Here is a 24,698-nt window from a genome sequence, read left to right as displayed (position 1 = left end):
CTGGGGGACGGGAGTGGCATTCCCGGGTGAGATGTAGCTTTCGCAACGGCTGTGTGAACGGAGCTCGCGGCCGACCACGATCGGGTGATCGCCGCCGGAATCCGTACGGGCCCCGCCCCGCCCGCACCTGTGACGCTCCTGCTGGGGTATCTGGCCCAGGCGTAGCCTGGCAACAGAGACGACGGAGGACAGCGTGAGCGCCGATCCCATGCCTGAGCCGACGAACCAGCCACAAGACCCCATCGATCTACTGATCGCGATCGAACGGGCATCGGATGTGCCCGTTCGGCCGGAGTGCGTCGAGGGGATGGCAATCGTGCCGCCGCAGCCTGACAACGAGCACAATCACGCCGCCGGCGAGCTCTACTTCCAGCTCCGCTCAGCGGGCTTCCATACGGCGGGTTTCGGGAACGGGTACCGGGCGGGGCCGAAGGGCGGGCGTACGCAGGCATTGGTGATCCCGGACTTCTACGTCCAGCACCGCGAGCCGAGCGAGGTGGACGAGGCGTACCGCAAGGCCCACCGAGGGTGGTACCCGGTCGAGCTGCTGGCCTTGGCCGGGGAGATCACCTCGTCCAACCACGAGACGGACACCGGCCCGAAGTACCGGACGTACGCCGCTGCCGGGGTCCCGGTCTACGTCCTCGTCCACCGCGAGGAAGGCAGGGCGTACGCCTTCTCCCAGCCGGAAGGTTCCGCGTACGCGGAGAAGACGGAGATCGCCTTCGGCCGCCCGCTGCGCCTGCCGGCCCCGTATCCGGCGCTGGACACGGGGTTCCTCGTCCGTTAGGCGAACCAGTCCTCGATGTCGTGGCGGATGCCGAGCTCGGTGGCGACCTTGGCCGCTTCGCGGAGGGTGACGTGGCTGCGGGCCGCCGCGAGGGCGAGGTCGCGGAGGGTCATGTGGCCGGGGCCGGGCGGGGGAGCGGGGCTCTCCTCGTTGGTCGTGCGGGCGTACAGCACTCGGCCGAGGTGGGAGACCTGAGGGTTCTGGTTTGGGGGAAAAGCGTATGTCCCGACCTCCGGCTCGTAGCCGAGGAGGCGGGCGAGGCGGGCCGTGGCTTCGACGTCCGGGAACGGGCTGCCCGGGGTCAGGTGGATGAGCGCTTCCCTGCTCATCCTGGCGCCGGAGGCCAGTTCGCGACGTACCGAGTGGGGGAGCCGGGCGTGAAGGCGGAGCGCCTCGATCGCCAGATCGCCGTCGGTCGTCCAGGGGGTCGGAAGCGGGTCGGGGACGGAGTGGCCCAGTTCGCGCAGACGAACCCCCACGTCCTTGACGGGGCGGTCCAGGAGCGTCGCCGCGTGCCACATCGGGCCGATCGGGACGGGGAACTCCAACGGCAGCACTTCGCTCAGCACGAGGTTGTCGTCGTCGCTGAGCAAGCCGAACGACTCGGCACGCGGATCGGGGCGGAACCCCGCCTCGCGCAGCAACCGGTGCACGGCCCCGACCGCGTGCCCCGTGCGATGGGCCGCCTGGACGACCCGGGCCAGCGGCACCGTGGTGTCGTGCGTTCCGTCGCCGCTCCTGGGCAGATCCCAGGCCGCGTTCAGAATCGCCGTCTCGTCCGCCGACCAGGGAGACTCGCGCGGCAGACCGGTGCCGGGCACCCTGAAGCCGAGCCGGCGCAGCCGGTCCGCCGCTTCCCGTGGTGACACTCCAGCCTGTGCCGCGCTGTACGAGAGCTGGGCCGACGGGAGTTCGCCGCCGGGAGCCAGCCAGCCTTCCGCCTCCCAGAAGGGGCGGAGGAGCGGCAGGTCGTCGGGCGTGACGTCGTGAGCGTCGCCCAACGGCTCGACCTCGTACCCCAGATGACGCAGGCGCTCCGTCACATAGGCGGCCGGGCGGCGTGTGGCCCCGACGCGCTGGAACACCGCCTGAGGCGGTACGGGAACGGTCTCGTCCAGCCAGTCCACCCCGCTCAGGGCCCGCAGGGTCGGTTCCTCATCGGGATGTGCCGCGGGCGCGTGGAAGGCGTACTCCCAGTCGGACACGGCCGTGAGCGCTCCGGTCAGCAGATGGAGATCCGACGGCCGGGCGCTCCATGGGGGGACCGGGACGGTCGTTCCGGTGGCGTGCAGCAGCGTCCCCAGCCTCCCGCGCAGTACGAATTCGGGAAGCGTCCGGACAACCGTGGCGGTCTCATCCAGGGAGTGCCGGAGCTCGTCATCGTCCTCGAACCACATGGCATCGCGCTGCCCGGCGAGCGGCCACAGCATCGAGTCCGGGAGGAACAGGCCGACTCCGGTGAAGGGGACGCGGTCGTCGGACCAGCCGATCCCGTGCTCGTCCATGTACACCGTCGCGGCGTCCGCGAATTCCGGGTCCCCGCGGCTGACCGAGTGCAGCCACCACGGCACGACGAACTCCCCGGCACCGGGCGCGAACAGGCTCGGCAGCGCGTCGAGCGCGCGCTCCCGCACCAGATCGGCGTCGAAGGCGAGCGTCTCCCGGCGGTTCACCGAGAGACGCGGCGCGTCACGGCCCGTGAGGTTGGCGACGATTCCGTACGGTGCGGCGTCCTGCTTGCCGCTGGGAGCGAGGCCGTCCGCCAGGACGAGCCCTTCTTCCTGCGACCACCACAGGTCCGGCCGCGAGGATGGGTGACAGCGGGCCGAAGTGGAAACGTCGCCCGGACGGGCCCGCTTCTCCACCGCCTCCCCGCACAGCACCCCCGGCTCCCACTCCCGCACCCGGGACCCGTGCACCGCCCGGGTCGCGTACTCGGCGACCCACAGCACGTCCAGCAGTTGGTCCACGCACGAGCGGCGGGCCGCCCGGCGAGTCAGGTGGAGGCGGACTCGCGTGCCCGCCTCCTCGCCCGGCCCCACGTCCTCGACCCGGAACAGATTCCCGGGCCCCGCGATCGTGACCCGCAGTTCCCTTCCCGGGCGGCCCTCCCGATCCAGGCGGCAGGTGTGGACCGTGATTTCGTCGGCCAGCATGAAGTAGCTCAACACCCCGATGCCGAAGCGGCTGTTGGGGTGCAGCTCCACAGGCGGGTCCAGGCGGGACCATTCCGCCGACTCCTCGACGTACTCCGGCAAGTCCACGAAGCGGGAGCCGCCCTGGGAGAAGGTGTGGCTCAGCTCTTCCACACCCATGCCGATGCCGTTGTCGGCGCAGTCCAGGTACGGGCGGCCCTGCTCATCCACACCCTGTGTGAAAGAGATCCGGCCCTCCCATGCGGGGAGAGCCGCACCGCTCCGGACCAGGTACTCCGTCCTCGCCTCCCGGTACCGGCACGCGTCCAGCGCGTTCTGGTACAGCTCCCGGACCGCGAGCCCCGCGTCCCCGTACAGGTCCTCGCCGATCAGCAGTTCCTGTACGCGGTCCTCCGCGAGGTGGAAGCGGATGCCGGAAGAGAGGCCCGGTGGGGTGTTGCCGCCGAGGCGGACGCGGTCCGGGTTCGCGAACGGGGGGAGTGAGGCCACCGGGTCGTGTTTCCCTGACGTCCCATTGAGTGCCCGCAGCAGGCCGTCCACCCGTCCCGCGTGCTCCTGCAAGGCGATCTGCACCGCCGGGTGTGCGCACACCGCGCTCAGCGCCCGGCCCACCCCGCTCGCGATCCACTCCGACTTGCGGACCGTCCTCAGCAGCTCCGTCAGGTCCACGCTGTCCGAGATTCCCACGTGCTCGACCACGACCTCCGGCAGGTCCACCGGGTCGATGGCCAGCGCGTGGCCCGTTTTCGTGAGCGCCGCCACCAGGCGTTCCCGTACCTCGTGTTCGTACGCCGTGCTCGGGGCGACCGGGACGCCGTCCGTGAGGTCGTCGCCGGGCGGGCCGAAGGGGGCCGAGCGCTGGTCCTTCAGGAGGCGGATCAGGCGGTCGGGCGTGACGCCCTCGTCCCCGTCCTCGCCCAGCAGGGACTTCAGCGTGTCCGGCGCGTACACCTCCGGGCGGCGCAGCGCGGCGCGGTGCCGTAGCCACCACTCGATCTCCGGCACCGGGCCCGCGCCCTCCAGGCGGCGGTTCAGCCTCGGGTAGCCCAGGACGAAGGACGGGGCCAGGGTCAGCGCTGCCGTCTCCCTGGCCCACAGCGCCTGGCTCGCCAGGGGGAGGAGGGCGATGAGGGCCGCCTCCGTGGGCGACAGGGGCTCGTCGCGGCGCATGCGGCCGACGAGGAACGCTGTACGGATGGACGTCCGTTCGGCCAGCTCCGCGTCGTGCCAGGGGTCGGCGCGGAGACCCGGCGCCACCTCCTCGTACGCCTCCGCCAGGCGTTCCGCCACCTTCGACGCCCGGGCCCTCGCCTCGTCCCGCCACGTCTCCGGGACCCGGTCCCATGCCGCGTGCCGTGTCACCGACCGTACCCACGCGTGGGCGCCCGCCTCGCGCGTCGGGCCCGGCAGGACGGGGAAGGCCCGCTTGTCGAGGACGTCCGTCAGGACGCGGACCGTCTGGGGCGGGCGCGTGCGGGCGTACGCGGCACGCAGCGCGGATACCCTTTCCCGGACCGCCGTCTCGAAGGCCGCCAGGTCCACGGCACCCGGCCGTTGCTTCACCACCTCGCACACCGCCCGCGAGAAGAGGCTGAAGGTCTCGCCCTCGGTCGTCCCCGAATACCCCACGTACAACGCGAGTTCGCCCGGCGAGCAGGCGTAGACGTAGGCGACTTTGCGGCGGAGGTTCGCGGCGATCTCGCGGTCGCCCCAGGGGCGCATGCCGGGTGGGCCGCCGGTGGACATCGTGTCCTGGGCGATGCCCTCGCGGCAGGCGTCGACGAGGAAGACGACCTGGGCGGCGGGGGACTGTTCCAGCTCGCGGGACCAGTCGATACGGACGCAGCTCTCCTCGAAGTGCGGCATGTCCAGGACCGCGTCCTCGGGGATGAGGTAGTCGTCGCCGCCGAAGTTCATGCCGTGGCCGCTGAGGACGACGAGGAGCCGGTCGCCCGGCCCGGCGCCGCGCAGGAAGCGGGTGAGCTGGGCCGTGAGGAAGTTGCGGGTCGCGCCGCGCGGGGACTCGGGGATCTCGGCGCTCGCGAAGCCGCGCTCGCTCAGCGCGTCCGCGAGGCGTTGCAGGTCCTCGGGGACGAAGGGGAGCGAGGTGATGCGCGGATGGTCGTCGTACGCGCTCGCGCCGAGGAGGAGGGCCTTGTGGGCGGCCATGGGCAGCGGTTCCGGCGTCTTCTCCTCGTCCACACCGGAGACTTTAGGCCGCCCGCCCTCAGCCCAGCACCCGGACCGGGGAACCCGCCAGGTACGCCTCGATGTCCTCGACCGCCTGGCCGTAGTACGTGCGGTAGTTGGACTCCGTGACGTAGCCCAGGTGCGGGGTGGCCAGGAGGCGGGGGGCGGTGCGGAGGGGGTGGCCGGCGGGGAGGGGCTCGGTGTCGAAGACGTCGAGGCCCGCGCCCGCGATACGGCCCTCGCGGAGCGCCGCGAGCAGCGCGTCCTGGTCGATGATGGCGGCGCGTGAGGTGTTGATGAGGTAGGCCGTCGGCTTCATCAGCGTGAGTTCGGGGGCGCCCAGCAGACCCCTCGTACGGTCGCTCAGCTTGAGGTGGACGGAGACGAAGTCGGCGCTCTCCAGCAGCTCTTCCTTGGAGGCGGCGAGGCGGGCGCCCGCCGCCTCGGCGCGTTCGGCGGTGAGGTTCCGGCTCCAGGCGAGGACGTCCATGCCGAAGGCGGCGCCGATGGGGGCCATCCGGGCACCGATCCTGCCGAGCCCCAGCAGTCCGAGGCGGCGCCCGGCGAGGTCGGCGCCGACCGTGGACTGCCAGGGGCCGCCCTCGCGCAGCCCGTTCGCCTCCGTCACCAGGCCGCGCGCGAGGCCGAGCAGCAGGGCCCAGGTCAGCTCGACCGGGGGCGCCTGGGTGCTCTCGGTGCCGCACACGGTGATGCCGAGACGCTCGGCCGCGGCGTAGTCGATCACGGAGTTGCGCATCCCGGAGGCGATGAGCAGCTTCAGCCGGGGGAGCCGGTCCAGCAGGCTGCCGGGGAACGGGACGCGTTCGCGCAGCGTGACGACGAACTCGAAGTCGGCGAGCGCCGCCGCCAGTTCGTCCTCGGTCGCGAGATGCTCGCGGAAGGCGGTGACCTGGACCTGGCCCTCCAGGGGGCTCCAGTCGGCGAGGGTCGTGGCGACCCCCTGGTAGTCGTCGAGCACGGCGCAGCGCAGCGGCATGGTGCGAGCGTATACGGCCGCCGTTACGCCAGCAGCTCCAGCTCCGTCGCGAGGTTGCGGCGGGCGGTGTGCTCCCAGTTGTCCTGGCCGTAACGGGTGTGGAAGAGCCGCTCGTGGGAGAGGAGCTGTCGCAGCACCTCGGCGCGGCCCTCGCGGAAGAGGGGGTCGGGGACGAAGCCGTACTCCTCGCGGACGTCGGCCGCGTAGCGCGCGTACTCCTCGGGGGAGCCCGCGAGGACGGCCAGGTCGGCGTCGCACAGCACGGCGCCGTTCGTGTCGTCGGCCGTGGGGTCGTGGGTGACGGTGAGGCGCACCAGGCGGGCGGTCTCGGCGGTGAGCGCGTCGGCGACGCCTGCCTCGGGGAGGGCGCGCTCGGCGAGCCGGGCGCTGCGCTCCTCGTTCTCGCTGCGGTCGGGGCGGTAGACGGCGTCGTGGAACCAGGCGGCGAGCAGCACCGCGTCCAGCTCGAACCCGGCGTCGCCGGAGACGTGCGGGGCCAGCTCGTCCACGCGGTTGAGGACGGCGAGGAGGTGGGAGCGGTCGTGGTAGCGGCGCTGGGGCTCGGCCCAGCGGCCGAGCAGGTCCTGCCCGTACGGCGCGGGGTCGGGGGACGTGGCGCCGCCCCGTGCCCGGCGGAGCAGCGCGTTCCACCGGGACAGGAGGACGGCGTGCAGGTCGTCGTGGGGTGTGCGGGCGGCGGGCGCGTTCATGAGGACAATTGTGTTCCGGAGTGATCGGTGTCTTCCAGGGCTACCTGGGGTACGGCGCGGTATGGCAGTCTGTGGGATATGTCTAGACCAATCCTTGAGGTGATCGCGCTCAGCGCGGAGGACGCGGCTGCCGCGCAGGCCGGAGGCGCCGACCGTCTCGAAGTGGTCAGCGACATCGCCGCCGACGGTCTCTCGCCCGCGCGTGAGACGTTCGCCGCGATCCGCGCCGCCTGCGACATCCCGGCACGGGTGATGCTCCGGCTCGCCGACGGTTTCGCCGCCGGGGGCGAGGAGGGCATCGCGGCGCTGTGCGCGCGGGCGCGCGAGCTGCGCGCGGAGGGGGCCGAGGAGTTCGTGCTGGGCTTCCTCGACGAGGCCGGGCAGCCGGACATGGCCGCGGTCACCGCGCTGGCGGAGGAGATCCGGGGCTGCCGGTGGACGTTCCACCGGGCGATCGACCGCGCCGCCGACCGCGCGGCGCTGCGCAAGCAGCTCGCCGAGGTGCCGGACCTGGGTCTGGACACGTATCTGACCGCGGGCTCGCCGGACGGTGTCGGCGAGGGCCTGGAGACGCTGTACGAGGAGGCGGCCCGCACGCGTGCGGGCGAGCCCGGGTACGAGGCCTCGATCCTCGTCGGGGGCGGCCTCACGCTGGAGCGGCTGCCGGGTCTGAGGGAGGCGGGCATCGCCGCCTTCCACATCGGTGGCGCCGCCCGGCCCGGCGGGTGGGCCGGGCCGGTCGGCGCGTCATCGGTACGGGTGTGGCGCGACGCGCTCGGCGGCTGACGCCGAGAGCCGATTGCCGGGTTCGGGGTGCCCCGTTCCGCTGTCGCGGGGTGCGGGTGCGTTCTGGCCGGTCGCGCAGTTCCCCGCGCCCCTGAGCCCTGATGGGGCAAGCCCCGCTTCTCCCTTGAGCGCTTGGGAGGTCTGCGCCGGAGGCGGAGGGCTGGCAAGCGCAGCCCTCTTCGCCGGGTGCCCCGGCGCAAGGGCCGGGTTCGGGTGCCCCGGGCTGTGCTTCGCGGGGTGCGGACGCGTCTGGGCCGGTCGCGCAGTTCCCCGCGCCCCTGAACGGGCACCCTCTTGCGCCAGGCTGGGGCGTAGGTGTGCGCCCCTTCGGGGCGCTTTCAGGGGCGGCGTAGGACTGTGATCGCTCCCGTGGTCACGAGGGTCGTGATCGCGAGGGCGAAGACGACGGTGCCCGTCGTGAGGGTCGTGGCGTCGCTGAGGGTGCCCGCGGCGACCGGGAGGAGGCCCGCGAGGAGGTAACCCCCGGCCGTGAGCGCCGCGTTCGCCTCGGCGAGGCGTGACGTGGGGACGTTCGCGCTGAGCATCGTCAGGGCGCCGAGCTGGGTGAGGCCCTGGCCCAGGCCCGCCAGGACGGCCGAGGCGAGCAGTGCGGCCACCGACGTCGTCGCGACGGCGAGGGCGAGCGCCGCCATGCCGGTCACGGTGAGCGCGGCGCCCGCCAGCAGGTCCGTACGGGTGCGCAGACGGCGCGCCGCGAACTGGACGCCCGTCGCGGCGGCGAAGAGCCCGAAGATCGTGGCCCCGGAGAGGATCCGGCTGCTGGTGTGCAGCAGGTCGGCCAGGAGCGTCGGGCCGAGCGAGAGGACGAAGCCGGTCGCGGCGATGGCGGGCGCGAAGACCGCGAGGCCGAGGAGGAGCTGACGGCGGTGCGGGCGGGGCGCGTTGGGGATCCGTATCCAGCGGCCCCCGGCGGCAGCACGGGGCTCGCGCCCCCGCTCCGGCAGCGGCATCCGCAGCACGACCGGCAGCGCGGCCAGCAGCAGCGCGATCTGCACGGCGAACACGGTCACCGACGGGCCCGGCAGCGTCTCGGAGAGCACTCCGGCGAGCAGCGGGCCGACCGCCGCGCCGCCGACCATCGACGAGGACGCGACGAGCCCGGCGAACCGCTTGTCCGTACGGTCGGCCACATCGGTCACGGCCGCGAGCCCCGCGGAGAGGAACGCGCCGACCGCGATGCCGCTCAGCAGCCGTGCGAGGGAGAGCGCGGGCACCGAGTGCGCCGTGGCGAAGAGGGCCCCGGCGACGATGCCGAGGGCGAGTCCGGGGACCAGGACCGGTCTGCGCCCGAAGCGGTCGGAGAGCGTGCCCGCGACGGTGAGGGTGCCGAGGAGCCCCGCGATGTAGAAGGCGTAGATCAGCGTGAGGGTCGCGGAGGAGAAGCCGAGGTCGCGCTGCCAGAGGACGTAGAGCGGCGCGGGCTCGTTGGAGAGGGCCAGCACGGCGACGACGGGCCAGGCGGCGAGCCAGACCCAGCGGCGGGAGGGGGCGGCGGCGGGCGAGGCGGGCGGGGCGGCCTCGACGGCTGTGGCGACGGACGCGGGCATGCGGGCTCCAGAGGGTGGTACGAAAAGACTCGTACTGCTAGTACGAGAGAAGTCGTACCACTGCCCGGCGGTACGAATCAACTCGTACAATGGAGTCGCTCAGCGCGAGAGGAGCCCCGATGACCACCGCCACGACCCCGTTCCGTGTGCCGCCCCCGCCGCCCGGCGACGTGCCCGAGCCGTTGCCGGAGCCCGCGCGCGACGAGATCCGGCTGGAGGCGGTGATGGCGGCGCTGAGCGACCCGCTGCGGCTGGGCGTGGTGCGCAAGCTGCTGCTGGAGGCCGAGGAGTACGACCACACCTGCACCTGGTTCGGGCTCGACCGCCCCAAGTCCTCGCTCACGCACCACTTCCGCGCCCTGCGCGAGGCCGGGCTCATCCGGCAGCGCCAGTACGGCCTCTCGCGCCGCAACCAGGTCCGTGTCGACGACCTGGAGGCCCGATTCCCCGGCCTCCTCCGGCTCATCGCCGACTGGCAGCCGCCCCGCGCCTGACCCGCGACCGCCCACGGCCGGCCCGCACCCTTCCCCCCCATCCACCCCGCACCGGGGGATTCTTCGCGGAATCGCGATCATCGGCGGGCGCCGCGCCCGATAATCCCCGTATGACGCACGCGCACGGGACGGGCCATGAGACGGGTGAGGCGAGCGAGCGGGAGCGCGCGCTGCTGCTCCGGGTCGCCGAGGACTGGGTGGAGGCGATCGTGTCCGACGACGCCGCGCGGATCGGCGCCTTCATGGCCGAGGAGTGGACGATCATCGGTGCGACGGGCCCCGCGACCAGGGAGCAGTTCCTCGCGCTCGTCGCGTCCGGGGACCTGACGCACTCGGCGATGCGGCTCGCCGGGGAGGCCAGGGTCCGGGTCTACGGGGACACCGCCGTCGTCACCGGACGCATCACCAACACCGCGCACTACCGGGGCCAGCGCTACGACGCCGACGAGTGGACGACCGACGTGTTCGTACGGCGCGAGGGCCGCTGGCTGTGCGCCCTGACGCATCTCACGCCCGTCGCGACCCCGGCCAACGTCCAGGAGACGAGCGGCGAGGAGGCCACGTAGCCGTGTCCGTGCTGGTCGCTTTCCACGCGCACCCCGACGACGAGGTGCTGCTCACCGGCGGGACGCTCGCGCGGGCCGCCGCCGAGGGGCACCGGGTGGTGGTCGTGGTGGCCGCCGACGGGCTGATGGGGCCCGTGCCGGAGGGGGCGGAGGCGCCGCGCCTGCGGGAACTGCGGGCGAGCGCCGGGGTGCTGGGCGTGGCCCGCGTGGTGCACCTCGGGTACGCGGACAGCGGGCACGGCCCGGTGCTGTACCCGGATCCGCCGGACCGGCGGCGCTTCGTCCGCGCGCCGCTCGACGAGGCGGCCGGGCGGCTGGCGGCGGTGCTCGCGGAGGAGCGCGCCGACGTGCTGCTGGGCTACGACCCCAACGGCGGCTACGGCCACCCCGACCACGTCAGGGTCCACGAGGTCGCACGCCGCGCCGCCGCGCTCGACGGCGGCGTCCGCCTGCTGGAGGCCACGATCCCGCGCGACGCCGTCGCCCGCCTGGTGCGGCTCGTACGGCTGCTGCGGATCCCCTTCGGGCACGACGAGGCCGGACTGCGTGCCGCGTTCAGCCCGCGCGAGGCGATCACGCACCGGATCCGCGTCGGGCGGTACGCGCGCCGCAAGCGGGACGCGCTCGCCGCGCACACCTCGGCGGTGCACGGCCACGGCCGCATGTCCGCCGTCTGGCGAGCCCTGGTCCGCCTCCCCGCCCCCGCCTTCGCCCTGGTCCTGGGCCGCGAGTGGTACGTGGAGGTCCCCCGCACCTGAGCGCCCCGTCAGCAGGCGAGCAGGTCGTGCCCCGTCAGGGGCGAGGCAGGGCTTGCCCCGTCAGGGGCGCGGGGAACTGCGCGATCGGCCACGGCGCACCCGCGGCCCGCGACGCAACAGCAAGGGGCAGTCTCCGCACGGGCAAGAGCGGGCCGCGAGCCTCAACTCGCCGGGCCCGCGAGGTCCGTGGGGTCCGTGTTCGCGCCGCAGAGGACGACCGTGACGCGCTCGCCGTCCGCAGGGACGTACGCCCCCGAGGAGAGCCCGGCCAGCGCCGCCGCGGCGGCATGCTCGACCGCGACCCGGCACTCGTCCCAGAGCGCACGCCGCGCTCGTACGATCGCGGCGTCCGGCACCAGCACCGAGCGGGCGCCGGACGCACGGGCCGCCTCCAGCGCGAGCGGCGTCGCGCGGCGGGCGCCGAGCGAGTCGGCGGCGACCGAGTCGACCGGGACGTCCACCGCCTCGCCCGCCTCCAGCGCCGCGTTGAGCGCGCGGCAGTGCTCCGGCTCGACGGCGACCGTACGGATGCCGTGGTGGCGCGCGGCCGTCGCGACGCCCGCGAAGAGGCCGCCGCCGCCCACCGAGACGACGAGAGTGTCCGGCCCTCCGGACGGGCACGCGGCCAGGATCTCGTCCACGAGCGTGCCCGCGCCCGCCGCGATGAGGGGGTGGTCGTAGGCGTGGGAGCGCAGCGCGCCCGTACGGTCGGCGAACTCCGCGCAGGCGGCGGCCGCTTCGGCGTACTCGCGCCCGGCGAGCCGCACCTCGGCGCCGTACCCGCGCAGCCGGGCGATCTTCACCGGGGGCGCCGTCTCCGGGAGGAAGACGGTCGCGGGGACGCCGAGGCGTCCGGCGGCCCAGGCGTTCGCCAGGCCCGCGTTGCCGCCGGAGGCGAGGGCGACGCCCGTGTCGGGGAGGGTGCCCGCCTCGCGGTGCGCGAGCAGGAAGTTCTGGGCTCCGCGTGCCTTGAAGGTGCCGGTGTGCTGGAGGAACTCCAGGGCCAGCGACGGGCCCTCCGGATCGCCGGGGGCGACGGTCACCGGGCGTACCCGGCCCGCGATCCGGTCGGCCGCCGCCTTGATGTCCGCATACGACAGGGTGCTCATCGCGTCACCTTATGCGGGGTACGTGCGGCGGGCGCGGCGGTGTCCACGACGGCCGTACCGCCGCCGCGCCGCGTCGTCGCCGCCACCAGCCCGAGCGCCGCCAGCGCGAGGAGCGCCGAGGTCAGCGGGAACCAGCGCGCGCCGAGGACGGTCAGCGACAGGCTGCCCGCGCCGCCGGCCGCCGCGACGCCCAGATAGAGCGCGCTGCTGTTGAGGGAGAGGAGCAGCGGGGCGTTCGCCGGGTCCAGGGACGCCATGCGGTGCGCGAGTGCGACGGCCACGATCCACCCGGCGAGCGGCGCGGCCACCGCGTACGTGAGCGCGCCGGGCATCGTACGGCCGAGCCACGGCAGCGCGGCGAACGCGAGAACGAGGGCCGCGCCCCCGGAGAGCAGGACCGTACGGGCGCCGAGGCGGTCGACGGCACGGCCGCCCAGCCAGCTCCCGGCGACCGAGGCCAGGCCGGTCGCGAACATGACGAGGGTGAGGCGTCCGGCGTCGCCGCCGGTGGCGGGGCGGACGGCGGTGGCGAGGTAGATGTAGACGACGTTGATGGTGAGGAAGAACAGGAACGTGGTGCCCGCGGCGCCCGTCACGCGCGCGTCGCGCAGGGGCCGCAGCCGCTCGCCCAGGCGAGGCGCCCGAGCCGTACCGGAGCCCCCGGCCGCTCCGGGAGCGCCGGTGGAAGTGGGGAGCCCGCGCAGCAGCAGCGCGAGCCCGGTCAGCGCCAGCGCGCCGAGGACGACCACGAGCCACATGGTCAGCCGCCAGTCGCTCCGGCCCACGTAGGTGCCCAGCGGCACGCCGAGCGCGGTGGCCACCGTCATCCCGCCGTACACGGTGGCCACCGCGCTGCCGCGCCGCTCCGGCGGGACGAGGAGGGTGGCGGCGGCCGTGGCGGTCGGGGTGTAGAGCGCGGCGCCCGCCGCCGCGAGGACGCGGGTGGCCAGCAGGAACGCGTAGTCCGGCGCGAGCGCGCTGAGCGCGTTGGCGACGGTGAAGACGGCCATCCCGGCGAGCAGCGCGCGGCGGCGGGGCCAGCGTGCGCTGAGGGTCGCGAGGACCGGGGCGAGCACGGCGTAGGAGAGCGCGAAGACGGTGACCATCTGCCCGGCGGCGGGGACGCCGACGTCCAGGTCGCGGGCGACGCGGCCGAGGATTCCGGCCATCACCATCGAGTCGGTGCCGACGGCGAATGTGCCGAGGGCGAGCAGCAGCAGACGTGGACGCACGGGTGTCCTTCCCCCGGAGGATACAGTTTGAGGTGCGTCAAACAATAGAGACTGTTGGATAGGTGTCAAACAATGAAGAGCGAGGATCAACAGGCCCGGCGGGCCGGCGAGCTGCTGCCCCAGCCGGACGTCGCCGAGATCGACCTGGTGAAGGTCATGCACGCGCTCGGGGACTCCACGCGGATGCACCTGTTCCGGACGTTCGCGGAGACCGGCCTCCAGTGCGACTGCTCCTCGGAACGCCTCGGCCTCTCCCACCTGCACAAGTCGACCGTCTCCCACCACCTGCGCATCCTGCGCGAGTCCGGCCTCACCTCGACCTGGGCCGTCGGCCGCAACCGCTACGTCGAACTGCGCCGCGACGACCTGGAGTCGAGGTTCCCCGGCCTGGTGGAGGTGCTGCTCAGCTCGGGGACGGCGTAGCCAGCGCCCCCGGCAGCGGGGCGGCGTGCAGCACCGTGAGGCCCGAGACCGCGCGGGTCAGGGCGACGTAGAGGCGGCGCAGGCCCGTCCGTTCGTCCGGCTCGGCCTCGACGATCGCCGCGGGCTCGTCCAGGACCACGTAGTCGTACTCCAGCCCCTTCGCCAGCGTGGCCGGGACCAGGGTGAGGCGGGCGTCCGCGCTCGTCTCCTCGCCGGGCGAGAGGTACGGCAGGCCCGCGGCCTCAAGTGCCCTGCCCAGCACGGCCGTACGGGGCTCCGCCGCGATCAGCCCGATCGAGCCCTCGCGGCGCAGGGCCTCGCGGCAGGCGGCGACGACGTCCGTGCCCAGGTCGGCGGACGGGCGTACCGCGAAGTCGCCCGGCGACTCGCGGACCGAGGTCGCCGGGCTGAGCGTCGGCGCGATGTCGGGCAGCAGCCGGGAGGCGTACGCGATCACGTCGCGCGGCACCCGGAAGCCCTCCGTCAGCTCCTCGACCGCCGCCTCCGGCTTGCCCAGGTGGGAGAGGGCCTCGGCCCAGCTCTCCGTCGCCCAGGGCGTGGTGCCCTGCGCGAGGTCGCCCAGCACCGTCGCCGAGCCCGTCGTGCAGCGCCGGCCCACCGCGCGGTACTGCATCGGGGAGAGGTCCTGCGCCTCGTCCAGCACCACATGGCCGAGCGACGGGGTCCGCTCCACCAGGTCGTACGCCTCGTCGACCAGCACCGCGTCCGCCGCCGACCATTTCGCCGACCTCACGCCCCGCGCGGGCTTCTCCCACAGCAGCAGCTTCTGCTCGTCGGGTGTGAGGATCCCGTCCGCCTGCTCCGCCAGGAACTCCGGGTCCGACAGCAGCCGCAGCACCAGCTTCGCCGGATCGACCGCGGGCCAGACCGCCTTGACGAGGTCCTTGACCTCCTTGTTCCGCGCGACCGCGTTCTGCGTACGGTCGTCCGGCGCCTCGCCCGCCGCCTCCATCCGGACGAGCACGGCGTGCGCGATGCGCTGCGGCAGGGCCTCGCGCGCCGCCCCGTACCGCATGCCGCGGGCGAGCAGCTCGCGGACCATCTCCTCGATCTCGTACGCCGGGACGCGCCAGCGGCGCGAGCCGCGCACCACCACGCACCCCTCCTCCGGCATCCGCACCCCGGACCGCACCGCGCGCCGCAGCACCTCGGCCATGCGCGCGTCGCCCTTGATCCGGGCCGTCTCCGCCGCGTCCGTGCCCCGTACCGGCACGTCCGGGCGCGTGACCAGGCCCTCCACCGTCGTCTGCCGGGCCTCCCACTCGCCCAGCGCGGGCAGCACCTGCTCGATGTAGCGGAGGAAGGAGTCGTTCGGCCCGATGACGAGGGTGCCGGTGCGGGTGAGCCGCTCGCGGTGCGCGTAGAGCAGATACGCGACACGGTGCAGGCCCACCGCCGTCTTCCCCGTCCCCGGGGCTCCCTGCACGCACACCGTGCCCTCGATCCCGGCGCGTACGATCTCGTCCTGCTCGGGCTGGATCGTCGCGACGATGTCCCGCATCGGCCCCACGCGCGGGCGCTCGATCTCGGCCTGCAGCAGCGCGCTCGTCCGCTCGGCCTCCCGGGGGTCGGTGAGGTGCTCGTCCTCGTACGCCGTCAGTTCGCCGCCCGTGTACCCGAACCGGCGGCGCAGCGCGACGTCCTGCGGGTCCTTCTTCGACGCCCGGTAGAACGGCTGCGAGACCGGCGCGCGCCAGTCGATCACCATCGGGTCGCCGTCCGCGTCGTGGACGTGCCGCCGCCCGATGTAGAAGCTGTGCCCGTCGTCGGCGCTGTGGTCGTCGCCGGGGCCGTGCAGATAGTCGAGGCGGCCGAAGAACAGCGGCGCGTGCGCGAGGTCGGCGAGCGAGGCGATCCGCTGCTCGATGCCGGACTGGAGCACCTCCGCGTTGACCCAGTTCGCGGTCACGTCGCGGATGTCGAGGGCCTCGGCGTCGGCCCGCATCGCGCGGAGGGCGGCACGCGAGGCGGCGAGATGGGCGCGCTCACGGCTCAGGGGGTCACTGGTCACGGGGCATCCTTAAAGCCGCACGCGACGGCGACGCGTGCGGTGACGTCTGAGATACGTGTCGGACGGCCAGCCGGTTTCCGTGCGGCGGGCTCCTCCCGTCGACGACCGCCGCGGGCGGCCGGGGGAGGGGGCAAGTGCGGGATTCTAATCAGCGGCCGGTGGCGGGGCCAACGAATTTCCGCCGCCGGACTCCGCCGACCCCGGGAGGGTTCTCAGGGTTCTCCCTGGTTCGGGGTCAGCCGTACGGCTGAGGAACGGTCGCGGGGTTCCGGACCTTCGGCCGATGCGGCGACGACCTGCGCGAACGCATGCTTGACCCATGAACACCGCAACCGTGAACGCCCCCGCGACCGGAATCCGCCCGTCGTCCCGGCGCCGTGCCGGTGATGCCGCCCGTGCCCTCCGCGCCGTCCGCGTCTTCGCGGGCGCCGCCTTCAGCGTCGCCGTCCTCGGCGTCCACGACGAACCCGGCGTAGTCCGCACCCGGCGCCGTTAGGGAACCGCTACTCCGCTACTCCGCGAGCAGCTCGTGCGCGTCCACGATCCGGTACGCGTACCCCTGTTCGGCGAGGAAGCGCTGGCGGTGCGCGGCGAAGTCCTGGTCGATGGTGTCGCGGGCGACGACCGAGTAGAAGCGGGCCTCGTGCCCGTCGGCCTTCGGCCGCAGCACCCGGCCGAGCCGCTGGGCCTCCTCCTGCCTCGACCCGAACGTCCCGGAGACCTGGATCGCGACCGTCGCCTCCGGCAGGTCGATGGAGAAGTTGGCGACCTTCGAGACGACGAGGCAGTCCAGCTCGCCCCGCCGGAAGGCGTCGAAGAGCTTCTCCCGCTGCGCGTTGCTGGTGTCGCCCTTGATGACGGGGGCGCCGATGTGCTCGCCCAGCTCGTCGAGCTGGTCGATGTACTGGCCGATCACGAGCGTCTGCTCGCCCTTGTGCTTGCGGACCAGCGCCTCGGTGACCCGGCGCTTGCTGTCCGTCGTCGCGCAGAAGCGGTACTTCTCCTCGGCCTCCGCCGTCGCGTACGCCAGCCGCTCCGACTCGGTCAGGCTGACCCGGACCTCGACGCAGTCGGCGGGCGCGATGTAGCCCTGGTTCTCGATCTCCTTCCAGGGCGCGTCGAAGCGCTTCGGGCCGATCAGCGAGAAGACGTCGGACTCCCGCCCGTCCTCCCGTACGAGGGTGGCGGTGAGCCCCAGCCGCCGCCGGGCCTGCAGATCCGCGGTGAACTTGAAGACGGGCGCGGGCAGCAGATGCACCTCGTCGTAGACGATCAGGCCCCAGTCGCGGGAGTCGAACAGCTCCAGATGCGGATAGACGCCCTTCCGCTTGGTCGTCAGCACCTGGTACGTGGCGATCGTGACGGGCCGGATCTCCTTCTTCGTCCCGCTGTACTCGCCGATCTCGTCCTCGGTGAGCGAGGTCCGCTTCACCAGCTCGTGCTTCCACTGCCGCGCGGAGACCGTGTTCGTGACGAGGATCAGCGTCGTCGCCCCGGCCCGCGCCATGGCCCCGGCGCCCACGAGGGTCTTCCCGGCGCCGCAGGGCAGCACCACGACCCCGGACCCGCCGTGCCAGAACCCCTCCACGGCCTGCTGCTGATACGGCCGCAGCGCCCAGCCCTCCTCGTGGAGGTCGATGGAGTGGGCCTCCCCGTCCACGTACCCCGCGAGGTCCTCGGCGGGCCAGCCGAGCTTGAGCAGCACCTGCTTGATCTGCCCGCGCTCCGAGGGGTGCACGATCACGGTGTCCTCGCCCACCCGCGCCCCGACGAGCGGCTGGATCTTCTTCGAGCGCAACACCTCTTCGAGCACGGGCCGGTCGGAGGTCACCAGCACCAGCCCGTGAGCGGGATGCTTGCTGAGCGTGAGCCGCCCGTAACGCGCCATCGTCTCCGCGATGTCCACGAGCAGCGCGTGCGGCACCGGATACCGCGCGTGCTCGACGAGCGCGTCCACGACCTGCTCCGCGTCGTGCCCCGCGGCCCGCGCGTTCCAGAGCCCCAGCGGTGTCAGCCGGTACGTGTGAATGTGCTCCGGCGCCCTCTCCAGCTCGGCGAACGGCGCGATGGCCCGCCGGCAGGCGTCCGCCTGCTCGTGGTCGACTTCGAGCAGCAGGGTCTTGTCCGACTGGACGATCAGTGGTCCGGGCATCCGTCCAGTGTGCCGCACCCGGCTCAGAAGCCGGTGAGAGCGGCCAGGTCGATCTTGAGGGGGAACGGGTGCTCCGTCACCAGCTCACGGCGGTGCGCGGGGCGCTCGGGGCGGGGGATGTAGGAGAAGGTGTCGGCGTTCAGCCAGTACTCGTGCACGGCGATCTGCTCGTCGCGCTCCAGCTCCACGCGCCAGTAGTAGGGGATCTTGGCGGCGGCGTACTGCGCGGGTTTCATGGAACGGTCCGTGCTGCGGGAGCCCGGGGATACCACTTCAACGGCCAACGCGACCCTGGAGACGGGTACGCAATCGGCCTCACTGATCCTGAGACCCTCATCGTCGTGAACGGGCTCTTCGCAGTTGAGGGTGTAGTCCGGTCGGCGACGACCCGGAACACGGACCGACGACGCGCCGCGAGCCGTCAGTCGCCGACGCTGCCGTCGATCATCTCGCGCAGGATGTCCGCGTGGCCCGCGTGCCGGGCGGTCTCCACGATCACGTGCAGGTACATCCACGTCAGTTCCCTGCCCCGCGGTGTGGTGACGGCGTAGTCGAGGCTGTGCTGGGCGGCGATCTCGCGGGAGCGGTCGCACTCCGCCTGGTAGGCGGCGATGACGTCGTCGAGCTGCTCGTCCGGCTCCAGCCGCAGGTCGGCCTCCGGGTCTGCGTCGGTCCACGGCGGCGTGGGCAGCTCCGCGGCGGGGATCTGCCCGATCTGCTCGGCGAACCCGCCCAGTTCCACCCACCGCAGGTGTTTGATCAGACCGCCGAGGTTGGTGCCGGTCGGCACCGGGCTGCGCCGGGCGTCCTCCTCCGACACCCCGCGGGCCTTGCGCACGACGGCGTCGCGCAGATAATCCAGGAACGTCTCGAGCTGCTCGCGCTCGCCGGCGGCGACCACGCTGCCGAGGACCTCACCGGGTCTAGTCATGGCCGGAACATAGCACGCGGGCCGACCCTCGCACCGGGGCTGTTCTCGGGCTCTTCGCAGGCGCAGTTGAGGGTGTAGTCCGGTCGGCGCGTCGGTGGCCGGGTAGGGGTCGAGGTCTCCCGAGGACGGAGGTGACTATGCCGTCCGCTCGCGCAGCGGTTGGAGCCCGATCGGGCGATTCTCCGGTGCCGGGTTGTCGAGCCGCGGGCGAAGCTGTCGCGACGTGGCCTGTGGTGGGCGCTGGAAGCCCTGGTGTGCCAACACCTGAGTGTCGCCCGCGTCGCCGACGCTCTGGGGGTCTCGTGGAACACCGCCAACGACGCGGTCCTGGCCGAGGGCCGCCGGGTCCTGATCGACGATCCGCACCGCTTCGACGACGTGCAGGTCATCGGCGTGGACGAGCACGTCTGGCGGCACACCCGGCGTGGCGACAAGTACGTGACCGTGATCATCGGCCTGACGCCGATCTGCGACGGCACCGGGCTGGCGCGGCTTCTGGACATGGTCGCCAGCCGCTCCAAACACGAACCACGATCTTCCCATCCACGAGTTCCCAGTCGAAGGGCAGATCCAGATCTTGCGCCTGGTCGAATGTCCACCCCTCGGGGCGAGGGCACACCCAGTGCTTGTTGTGTACGTCGGTGGCCATCACCGCTCCCATGGGTGGTGAGTCTGGGCCTCGGCTCAGTCCTCCGGGACCTCCGCCACGCCCGTGATGCGGTGGAGGGGATACGTGCGGACCTCGTCCGCCGTGTGGTCGTAGGCCGTGACGAAGCCGCCCTCGACCTTGACCGGGGCGATGACGCGCTGGCTGGCGGCGCCGTCGGCGTTGACGTAGCCGATCCAGAGCGGGGTGCCGGTGAGGGTCGCGGACTGCATCGTGGCGAGGGTCTCGGCCATGACGGTGCGGGGGAGGTCGCCGTTCGGGGCCGTGTCCGGGCGCGGGGGTCTGTGGGGGAGCGTCGCGGCGTGGTCGCCCGCGCGGATCGCGCGTACGGCCGCCGTGAGGAGGGTGCGGTCCGGGAGCGGGGGGCCGTCGGGAACCGGGTCGGGGGCCGCGCGGGGCGGGGTGCGGTGGGCGTCGGGGCGGCTCAGCAGGACGTCGCCGTCGGAGGACTCGGCCGCGGGCGCGTACCCCATCTCGCGGAGGCGGGCGAGGAGTTGGTCCGGGGGCGCCGGGGAGGCGAGGACCGTGGGGGCGAGGAGGCGGAGGCGCAGGGGCGCCGAGCGCTTGTCCGCCAGCAGCTCGGCGAGGAGCGCGTCGTCGTCGCAGCGGACGTACGAGGAGGCCGCGCCGACGCGGAGGACGCCGTGCTTGCGGGCCACGTCGTCGATCAGGTACGTGAGGGGCTGCGGCACCGGCGTATGGCTGTGCGCGGTGAGGAAGGCGTGCAGGTCGGCGGCGGTCTGCCCGCTGTCCAGGGCGCGGCGGACGGAGCCGGGCGTGAAGCGGTAGACGGTGGCGCCGCCCTTGGACTCGACGTCGGCGAGGATGCCCAGCGCGGTGGCGAGTTCGCGCTCCAGGGGGCCGGGCGCGACGGCCGTGAGGTCGGCCTGGAGGAGCACGTGGTCCAGGGGCGGCGGGAGGAGGGGGGACAGGGCCGCCTGGGCCGCCTTCTGCTCGTCGGCCAGCAGCGGGCGGGCGTGGCTCGCGAGGGACCCGCGTCCCGTGAGGCCCAGCGACTCCGCCTCGGTGAGGGTCCAGGAGACGAGGCGGGAGCGCAGGTCGTGCGGCGGGGGCACGTCCTGGCCGCGCAACGGGCGTTCCCAGCGCATCCGTTCGCGGACCGTCGCCGGGTCGGGCGCGGCGCCCGGGGTGCCTCCGGCCGTGCCGTCCGCCAGCTCCGCGAGGAGCGCGAGCGTACGGCCGCGGATCTCCGGCGCGAGGCCCCTGTCGAGCCCCGGCCCGAGGGCGGAGAGCGCGCGGCCCTTCGCGTCGCGCTCGCCGACGAGCCCGGCGACGCGGGTGGCCGTGAGCCAGGGGGTCACCAGCCGGGTCCAGCGCTCGGCGGGCGGGAGGCGCAGCCAGTCGTCGTAGGCGGGCGTCGGCGCGTACGTCTCGTCGGCCTCGCCGTCCGAGGCCAGCAGCCCGGCGCCGTAGGCGAGTTCGGCCCAGAAGGCGGCGGTGGGCTCGGGCACGTCGAGGGTGAGGGCGGCGCGCTTGAGGTCGCGTACGCCCAGGCCGCCCGCGCGCAGCACCGGCGGCGGCTCCGCCTCCCAGGCGGCCAGCAGCTCCTCGACGGCGGCGAGCGCGGCGAGCGCCTGCCCGGCGGCGGTCGCGTCCACGGTCCCCGGCTCGTACGCGCGGGCCACGGCGACGGGCGGCGGCACGGGTTCGAGCACGCGGTGCGCGTGCCCGCCGCGCAGATGGAGCGCGACCTCGCGCGGCAGGACGACCTTGCCGGGCTCGCCTGGCCCGGCGGGGACGAGGAGCGCCCGGTCCAGCAGCCAGGCCACGGGCGGCGAGGGCGCGTCGGTGTCGGCCGTGCCGTACGGCGGGCCCCACTCCAGCTTGCGCAGCAGCGCCTCGGCGCCGTCCGGGGCCTCGTCGAGCAGCGCCGCCGTCCGCGTACGGTCCGTGAACAGCGAGGTCAGCGCCGCGAGGGCGCTGACCGGGTCGTGCGTGGCGGGGAGCCCGGCGGCGGCCAGGATCTCCTGGAGCCGGGCGGGGGAGAGCTTCGCGGTGTTCGCCGCCTCCGCGAGGGTGGGGCCGAGGCCCGTGGGGGAGGGCGAGGTGAGCAGCTCGCGTGCCGTACGGACGAGGCGGGGCTGTCCCTCGCCGCCCCAGACGAGGGCCTGCTCGCGCAATCGCCGCAGCGCGTACGGGAGTTGGGCCGCCGCCTCGTCACCCGGGAGCAGCGCGCCCAGGGCCTCGTCCGGGGGAGGGCCGGCGGGGCCGGTGGGGGACCCGGGGGAGGGGAGCAGCGCGAGGGCCTGCGCGGTCTGGAGCGTGAACTGGTCGAGCCGTTCGAGCGCGCGGGCCACGGAGGCGCGGGTGCCCGCGCGGGTCGCGAGCTGCGTGAGGTCGCCGGGCACGGGCGAGAGGAGGTCGGGGCGGGTGCGCAGCAGGTCGGCGAGCGCGGCGTCCTCACGTGCCCGCAGGTCCTCCGCGAGGGTGCGCGGGGCCGAGGGGCCTGCCTGACGTGGGGGTGTCCGGCCGTTCTGCTCGCTGCTCACCCCTCCCACGGTAGCGGGGTGGGCGCGGTACGGTCGTTGCGGAGGCGTCGGGGCCTGTCGGAGCGGGCGGCGGCGGGCGGGCGACGAGCGGTGGACGGGGCGCGCGGGCGGCGTGCGAGGGCGGCGTGCGCGGAGGGTGCGCGCGGGCGGCGTCCCGGGCGCGGACCGGGCGGAACCCCGGACGGCGGCGACAGGGCACGGCAGGGCAGGCAGGCAGCGGGCAGCGAGCAGGCGTTGGGGACTTGGTGGGGATCGAGAGCGATCAGCTCGTATTCGACTATCTGAGCCGGATCGGCGATCTGGCGCACGGCACGTCGATGACGGCCGCGGAGCGGGCGCGGCTGGTCGGCGGGCTGCGCACGCGGATCGACCGGATGCGGGCCGAGGACGGCGGCGCGGAGAGCAAGGCGGCCGTACGGAAGATCCTGGGCTCGCTCGGCAAGCCGGAGGAGGTCGTCGCGGCGGCCAACGGGGGCGCGCCGCCGCCGTCGTCCGCCGCGGCCGTCCCCTCGCAGCGGGACGGCGGGCGGGACGCGTACGACGACGCGGGGCCGAGCGTGCCGGTGCCGCGGGCCGAGCCGGAGATGCCCGCGGGGTCCCCGGGGCTGGGCCAGAGCGGCGCGCCCCCGCACCTGGCGAGCGCGGACGAGCTGGGGCCCGAGGAGTCCGATCCGGACTGGTGGCGGGTGGACCCGAGCCCCTTCGGCGAGAGCACCGGCGGCCCGCTGGCGGTGGGCGAGCAGGTGCCGGGCTTCACGGGCGGTATCGAGCTGCCGGAGGTGCTGAAGCCGCCGCCGGAGAAGAAGGACGAGGAGGAGAAGCCCGCCGCGCCGGACGCGGACGCGCCGTCCACCGAATCGACGCCCCGCAGAACGCTGTTCGGGCGCCTTCTCGGCGCCCGCGCCGCCGCGGGCGCGACCAGGACGGCGGGCGTACCCCGCGTCGGCGGCATCGTCGAGTTGGGCGCCGCGATCCTGCTGGCCGCGGGCGCGGTCACGGGCTCGCTGATCCCCCTGGCGGCGGGCTGGCTCGCGGCCTGGTGGTCGCCCAGGCTGAGCCGCGTCGAGGCCAAGTGGGCGGCGGCGGGCATGCCGGGGCTGGTCGTGGCGGGCGCGGCGGTGTGGCTCTGGGGCCGTACGGAGGGGCGCTGGGGCGACCGTATCCCCGAGGGCGGGGACGCGATGAGCGAGGCGATGGAGGGCGTCCTGCCCGTCATGCTCCGGGTGGCGGCGGTGGCCAGCGCGCTCTTCCTCCTCTGGCGCTCGCGCCGCCCGGCGAAGGCTAAGGAGTAGGGGCAGGCGGAGGGGACGGGTAGGGCCACTCGGCCCTCGTCCCACGTGCCTCGTCGCCTTACCGTCATCCCACCTGAATCCAGGGGGGATCATGACGAATCCGTATCCACAGGGATATCCACTGCCTCCGCGGCCCCAGCCGCAGCCCGGTCCGCGCTGGGCGCGCAAGCGGTTCGTGCTGCCCGGAGCGGCGCTCGCGCTGCTCATCGGGGTGGGCATCGGCGCGAACGGCGAGGAGAACGGGGGGAAGGCGGCGGCGAGTTCGAAGCCGGGCGCGACCGCGACGGCGACCGTGACCGCCACGGCCACCGAGACGGCGGCGCCGAAGGCGAAGAAGGCCGCGCCCCGCCCCACCGTCACCGAGACCGTGAAGGTGCGCGTCACGAAGACCGCCCGCGCGACGGTCACCGCGAACGCGCCCGCGCCCGCCCCCGCCGAGGAGGAGGGCGGCGGCGGGGAGGCCCCCGTCGCCTACGGGAACTGCTCCGAGGCCCGTGCCGCCGGGGCCGCCCCCGTGCGCCGGGGCCAGCCGGGATACGGGCCGCACCTGGACCGGGACGGCGACGGGGTCGGATGCGACACGTGAGGCCGTGCGAGGATCCGGGGAACAGGCGAGGCTGCGGAGGTGTGGCGGGGATGTTCGCGCGGGAGCTGGGGAACGGGGCCGTGCTGAGGCCCTTGGAGCCGTGGCGGGCCGAGGAGCTGCTGGAGCACATGGACCGGGGCCGGGAGCACGTCGGCCGGTTCATCGGGCTGGCGGACGCCGCCACCGATCTCGACTCCGCGCGCGCCTGGCTCCAGTCGTACACGGACAAGGCCGCCGCCGACACCGCGCGGCTGCACGGCATCTGGCTGGAGGGGAAGCTCGTCGGGGGCGTGCTCTTCCGGGTGTTCGACGCGGAGCAGGGCATGTGCGAGGCCGGATGCTGGCTGGAGCCCTCGGCCACCGGGCGGGGCCTGGTGACGCGGGCGGTGCGGATCCTGGTCGACTGGGCGGTGTACGAGCGCGGTATGCACCGGGTCGAGTGGCGGGTCGCGTCGGGGAACGCGGCGAGCATCGCCGTCGCGCGGCGGCTGGGGATGCGCAGGGACGCGGTGCTCCGCGCGCACTACCTGCACCATGGTGTCCGGCAGGACATCGAGGTCTGGTCCGTGCTCGCGCCGGAGTGGCGGGCGGCGCGGGAGAAGGCCTCGTGAACCATGGTTCTGCCATTGCATAGACATGCGCTCGGATGCACGTCTACCCGCTCCGGAGGCACCCATTCCTGTGTCGTTGTTCATCGTTGAACAACGCCGAACGTAAGCCGTGAAGGGGGCAATTCGCCCCTAGGGCTC

General features: G+C 74.0%; 21 protein-coding genes and 1 pseudogene. 11 read left to right on the top strand and 11 right to left on the bottom strand.

Going from position 1 to position 24,698, the window contains the following annotated elements:
- Window positions 1-316: 316 nt before the first annotated feature.
- Window positions 317-790, top strand: a complete 474-nt coding sequence (locus ABD343_RS02440) for a Uma2 family endonuclease (RefSeq protein WP_425578084.1) — start codon at window positions 317-319, stop codon at window positions 788-790.
- Here ABD343_RS02440 and ABD343_RS02435 read toward each other — a convergent pair.
- Genes ABD343_RS02435 through ABD343_RS02425 form a run of 3 tightly spaced genes read right to left on the bottom strand, consistent with a single transcriptional unit; the run spans window position 787 to window position 6,843 of the window.
- Complete coding sequence (locus tag ABD343_RS02435) at window positions 787-5,148, bottom strand: HD domain-containing protein (RefSeq protein WP_344523413.1); 4,362 nt, start codon at window positions 5,146-5,148, stop codon at window positions 787-789. The genes ABD343_RS02440 and ABD343_RS02435 overlap by 4 nt on opposite strands.
- 25 nt (window positions 5,149-5,173) lie before the next feature.
- Window positions 5,174-6,133 carry a D-2-hydroxyacid dehydrogenase family protein gene (locus ABD343_RS02430; protein ID WP_344523411.1) on the bottom strand — a complete coding sequence of 320 codons (960 nt, stop codon included), beginning with the start codon at window positions 6,131-6,133 and terminating at the stop codon, window positions 5,174-5,176.
- A gap of 23 nt (window positions 6,134-6,156) precedes the next feature.
- A complete protein-coding gene (locus ABD343_RS02425; RefSeq protein ID WP_344523409.1) occupies window positions 6,157-6,843 on the bottom strand; it encodes an HD domain-containing protein in 687 nt (228 codons plus the stop codon).
- Between the two features lie 78 nt (window positions 6,844-6,921).
- Between ABD343_RS02425 and ABD343_RS02420 the strand changes: the two genes are divergently transcribed.
- A complete protein-coding gene (locus ABD343_RS02420; RefSeq protein ID WP_344523407.1) occupies window positions 6,922-7,629 on the top strand; it encodes a copper homeostasis protein CutC in 708 nt (235 codons plus the stop codon).
- Between the two features lie 338 nt (window positions 7,630-7,967).
- Here ABD343_RS02420 and ABD343_RS02415 read toward each other — a convergent pair whose 3' ends face one another.
- The gene (locus tag ABD343_RS02415; RefSeq protein WP_344523405.1) at window positions 7,968-9,197 is read right to left on the bottom strand and encodes an MFS transporter; all 1,230 of its coding nucleotides are present in this window, start codon (window positions 9,195-9,197) and stop codon (window positions 7,968-7,970) included.
- 119 nt (window positions 9,198-9,316) lie between these two features.
- Between ABD343_RS02415 and ABD343_RS02410 the strand changes: the two genes are divergently transcribed.
- The 3 genes from ABD343_RS02410 to ABD343_RS02400 all read left to right on the top strand — a co-directional run bounded on the left by ABD343_RS02410 (window position 9,317) and on the right by ABD343_RS02400 (window position 11,015).
- Window positions 9,317-9,691 carry an ArsR/SmtB family transcription factor gene (locus ABD343_RS02410; protein ID WP_344523403.1) on the top strand — a complete coding sequence of 125 codons (375 nt, stop codon included), beginning with the start codon at window positions 9,317-9,319 and terminating at the stop codon, window positions 9,689-9,691.
- A gap of 110 nt (window positions 9,692-9,801) precedes the next feature.
- Window positions 9,802-10,257, top strand: a complete 456-nt coding sequence (locus tag ABD343_RS02405) for a nuclear transport factor 2 family protein (RefSeq protein WP_344523401.1) — start codon at window positions 9,802-9,804, stop codon at window positions 10,255-10,257.
- Between the two features lie 2 nt (window positions 10,258-10,259).
- Window positions 10,260-11,015: a PIG-L deacetylase family protein gene (locus tag ABD343_RS02400; protein WP_344523399.1), complete on the top strand. Its 756-nt coding sequence runs from the start codon at window positions 10,260-10,262 to the stop codon at window positions 11,013-11,015.
- A gap of 161 nt (window positions 11,016-11,176) precedes the next feature.
- Here ABD343_RS02400 and ABD343_RS02395 read toward each other — a convergent pair whose 3' ends face one another.
- Together ABD343_RS02395 and ABD343_RS02390 are read right to left on the bottom strand one after the other, a co-directional pair.
- Window positions 11,177-12,124, bottom strand: a complete 948-nt coding sequence (locus ABD343_RS02395) for a serine/threonine dehydratase (RefSeq protein ID WP_344523397.1) — start codon at window positions 12,122-12,124, stop codon at window positions 11,177-11,179.
- Window positions 12,121-13,356 (bottom strand): MFS transporter, encoded by a 1,236-nt coding sequence (locus tag ABD343_RS02390; protein ID WP_344523395.1) that lies wholly within the window; start codon window positions 13,354-13,356, stop codon window positions 12,121-12,123. The genes ABD343_RS02395 and ABD343_RS02390 overlap by 4 nt, the downstream gene beginning before the upstream one ends.
- Window positions 13,357-13,428: 72 nt before the next feature.
- Here ABD343_RS02390 and ABD343_RS02385 point away from each other — a divergent pair, with 72 nt between their 5' ends.
- Window positions 13,429-13,779: an ArsR/SmtB family transcription factor gene (locus tag ABD343_RS02385; protein WP_344523393.1), complete on the top strand. Its 351-nt coding sequence runs from the start codon at window positions 13,429-13,431 to the stop codon at window positions 13,777-13,779.
- Here the strand turns inward: ABD343_RS02385 and ABD343_RS02380 are convergent.
- Window positions 13,760-15,811, bottom strand: a complete 2,052-nt coding sequence (locus ABD343_RS02380) for a HelD family protein (protein WP_344523391.1) — start codon at window positions 15,809-15,811, stop codon at window positions 13,760-13,762. The two genes, ABD343_RS02385 and ABD343_RS02380, sit on opposite strands and share 20 nt — an antisense overlap.
- A 319-nt stretch (window positions 15,812-16,130) precedes the next feature.
- Here ABD343_RS02380 and ABD343_RS02375 point away from each other — a divergent pair, with 319 nt between their 5' ends.
- Complete coding sequence (locus ABD343_RS02375) at window positions 16,131-16,307, top strand: hypothetical protein (RefSeq protein ID WP_344523389.1); 177 nt, start codon at window positions 16,131-16,133, stop codon at window positions 16,305-16,307.
- Window positions 16,308-16,322: 15 nt separating this feature from the next.
- Here ABD343_RS02375 and ABD343_RS02370 read toward each other — a convergent pair whose 3' ends face one another.
- The 3 genes from ABD343_RS02370 to ABD343_RS02360 are packed head-to-tail and all read right to left on the bottom strand — an operon-like array spanning window position 16,323 to window position 18,894.
- Window positions 16,323-17,963: a DNA repair helicase XPB gene (locus ABD343_RS02370; protein WP_344523387.1), complete on the bottom strand. Its 1,641-nt coding sequence runs from the start codon at window positions 17,961-17,963 to the stop codon at window positions 16,323-16,325.
- A 23-nt stretch (window positions 17,964-17,986) separates the two neighbouring features.
- On the bottom strand, window positions 17,987-18,478 hold the full coding sequence (locus ABD343_RS02365) for a Uma2 family endonuclease (protein ID WP_344523385.1): 492 nt from the start codon (window positions 18,476-18,478) through the stop codon (window positions 17,987-17,989).
- Entirely contained in the window at window positions 18,385-18,894 is a 510-nt protein-coding gene (locus ABD343_RS02360) for a DinB family protein (protein ID WP_344523383.1), read from the bottom strand. Before ABD343_RS02360 ends, ABD343_RS02365 begins: the two co-directional genes overlap by 94 nt.
- A 198-nt stretch (window positions 18,895-19,092) precedes the next feature.
- Between ABD343_RS02360 and ABD343_RS02355 the strand changes: the two are divergent.
- Window positions 19,093-19,416, top strand: a pseudogene (locus ABD343_RS02355) (ISL3 family transposase); the annotation flags it as partial.
- A 162-nt stretch (window positions 19,417-19,578) separates the two neighbouring features.
- On the opposite strand, the gene ABD343_RS02350 reads toward ABD343_RS02355, so the two are convergent.
- The gene (locus ABD343_RS02350) at window positions 19,579-22,071 is read right to left on the bottom strand and encodes a helicase-associated domain-containing protein (RefSeq protein WP_344523381.1); all 2,493 of its coding nucleotides are present in this window, start codon (window positions 22,069-22,071) and stop codon (window positions 19,579-19,581) included.
- A 245-nt stretch (window positions 22,072-22,316) separates the two neighbouring features.
- Here ABD343_RS02350 and ABD343_RS02345 point away from each other — a divergent pair, with 245 nt between their 5' ends.
- The 3 genes from ABD343_RS02345 to ABD343_RS02335 all read left to right on the top strand — a co-directional run bounded on the left by ABD343_RS02345 (window position 22,317) and on the right by ABD343_RS02335 (window position 24,560).
- On the top strand, window positions 22,317-23,363 hold the full coding sequence (locus ABD343_RS02345; RefSeq protein WP_344523379.1) for a hypothetical protein: 1,047 nt from the start codon (window positions 22,317-22,319) through the stop codon (window positions 23,361-23,363).
- 91 nt (window positions 23,364-23,454) lie between these two features.
- Window positions 23,455-23,949, top strand: coding sequence for an excalibur calcium-binding domain-containing protein (locus ABD343_RS02340; protein WP_344523377.1), 495 nt, complete (start codon window positions 23,455-23,457; stop codon window positions 23,947-23,949).
- Between the two features lie 50 nt (window positions 23,950-23,999).
- Entirely contained in the window at window positions 24,000-24,560 is a 561-nt protein-coding gene (locus tag ABD343_RS02335) for a GNAT family N-acetyltransferase (RefSeq protein WP_344523375.1), read from the top strand.
- Window positions 24,561-24,698: the final 138 nt, after the last annotated feature.

It is taken from the genome of Streptomyces albiaxialis, from assembly GCF_039530985.1.
GTDB classification, from domain to species: domain Bacteria; phylum Actinomycetota; class Actinomycetes; order Streptomycetales; family Streptomycetaceae; genus Streptomyces; species Streptomyces albiaxialis.
Note: the sequence above shows the minus strand (reverse complement) of the source record. Positions and strands in the feature narration are given on the sequence as shown.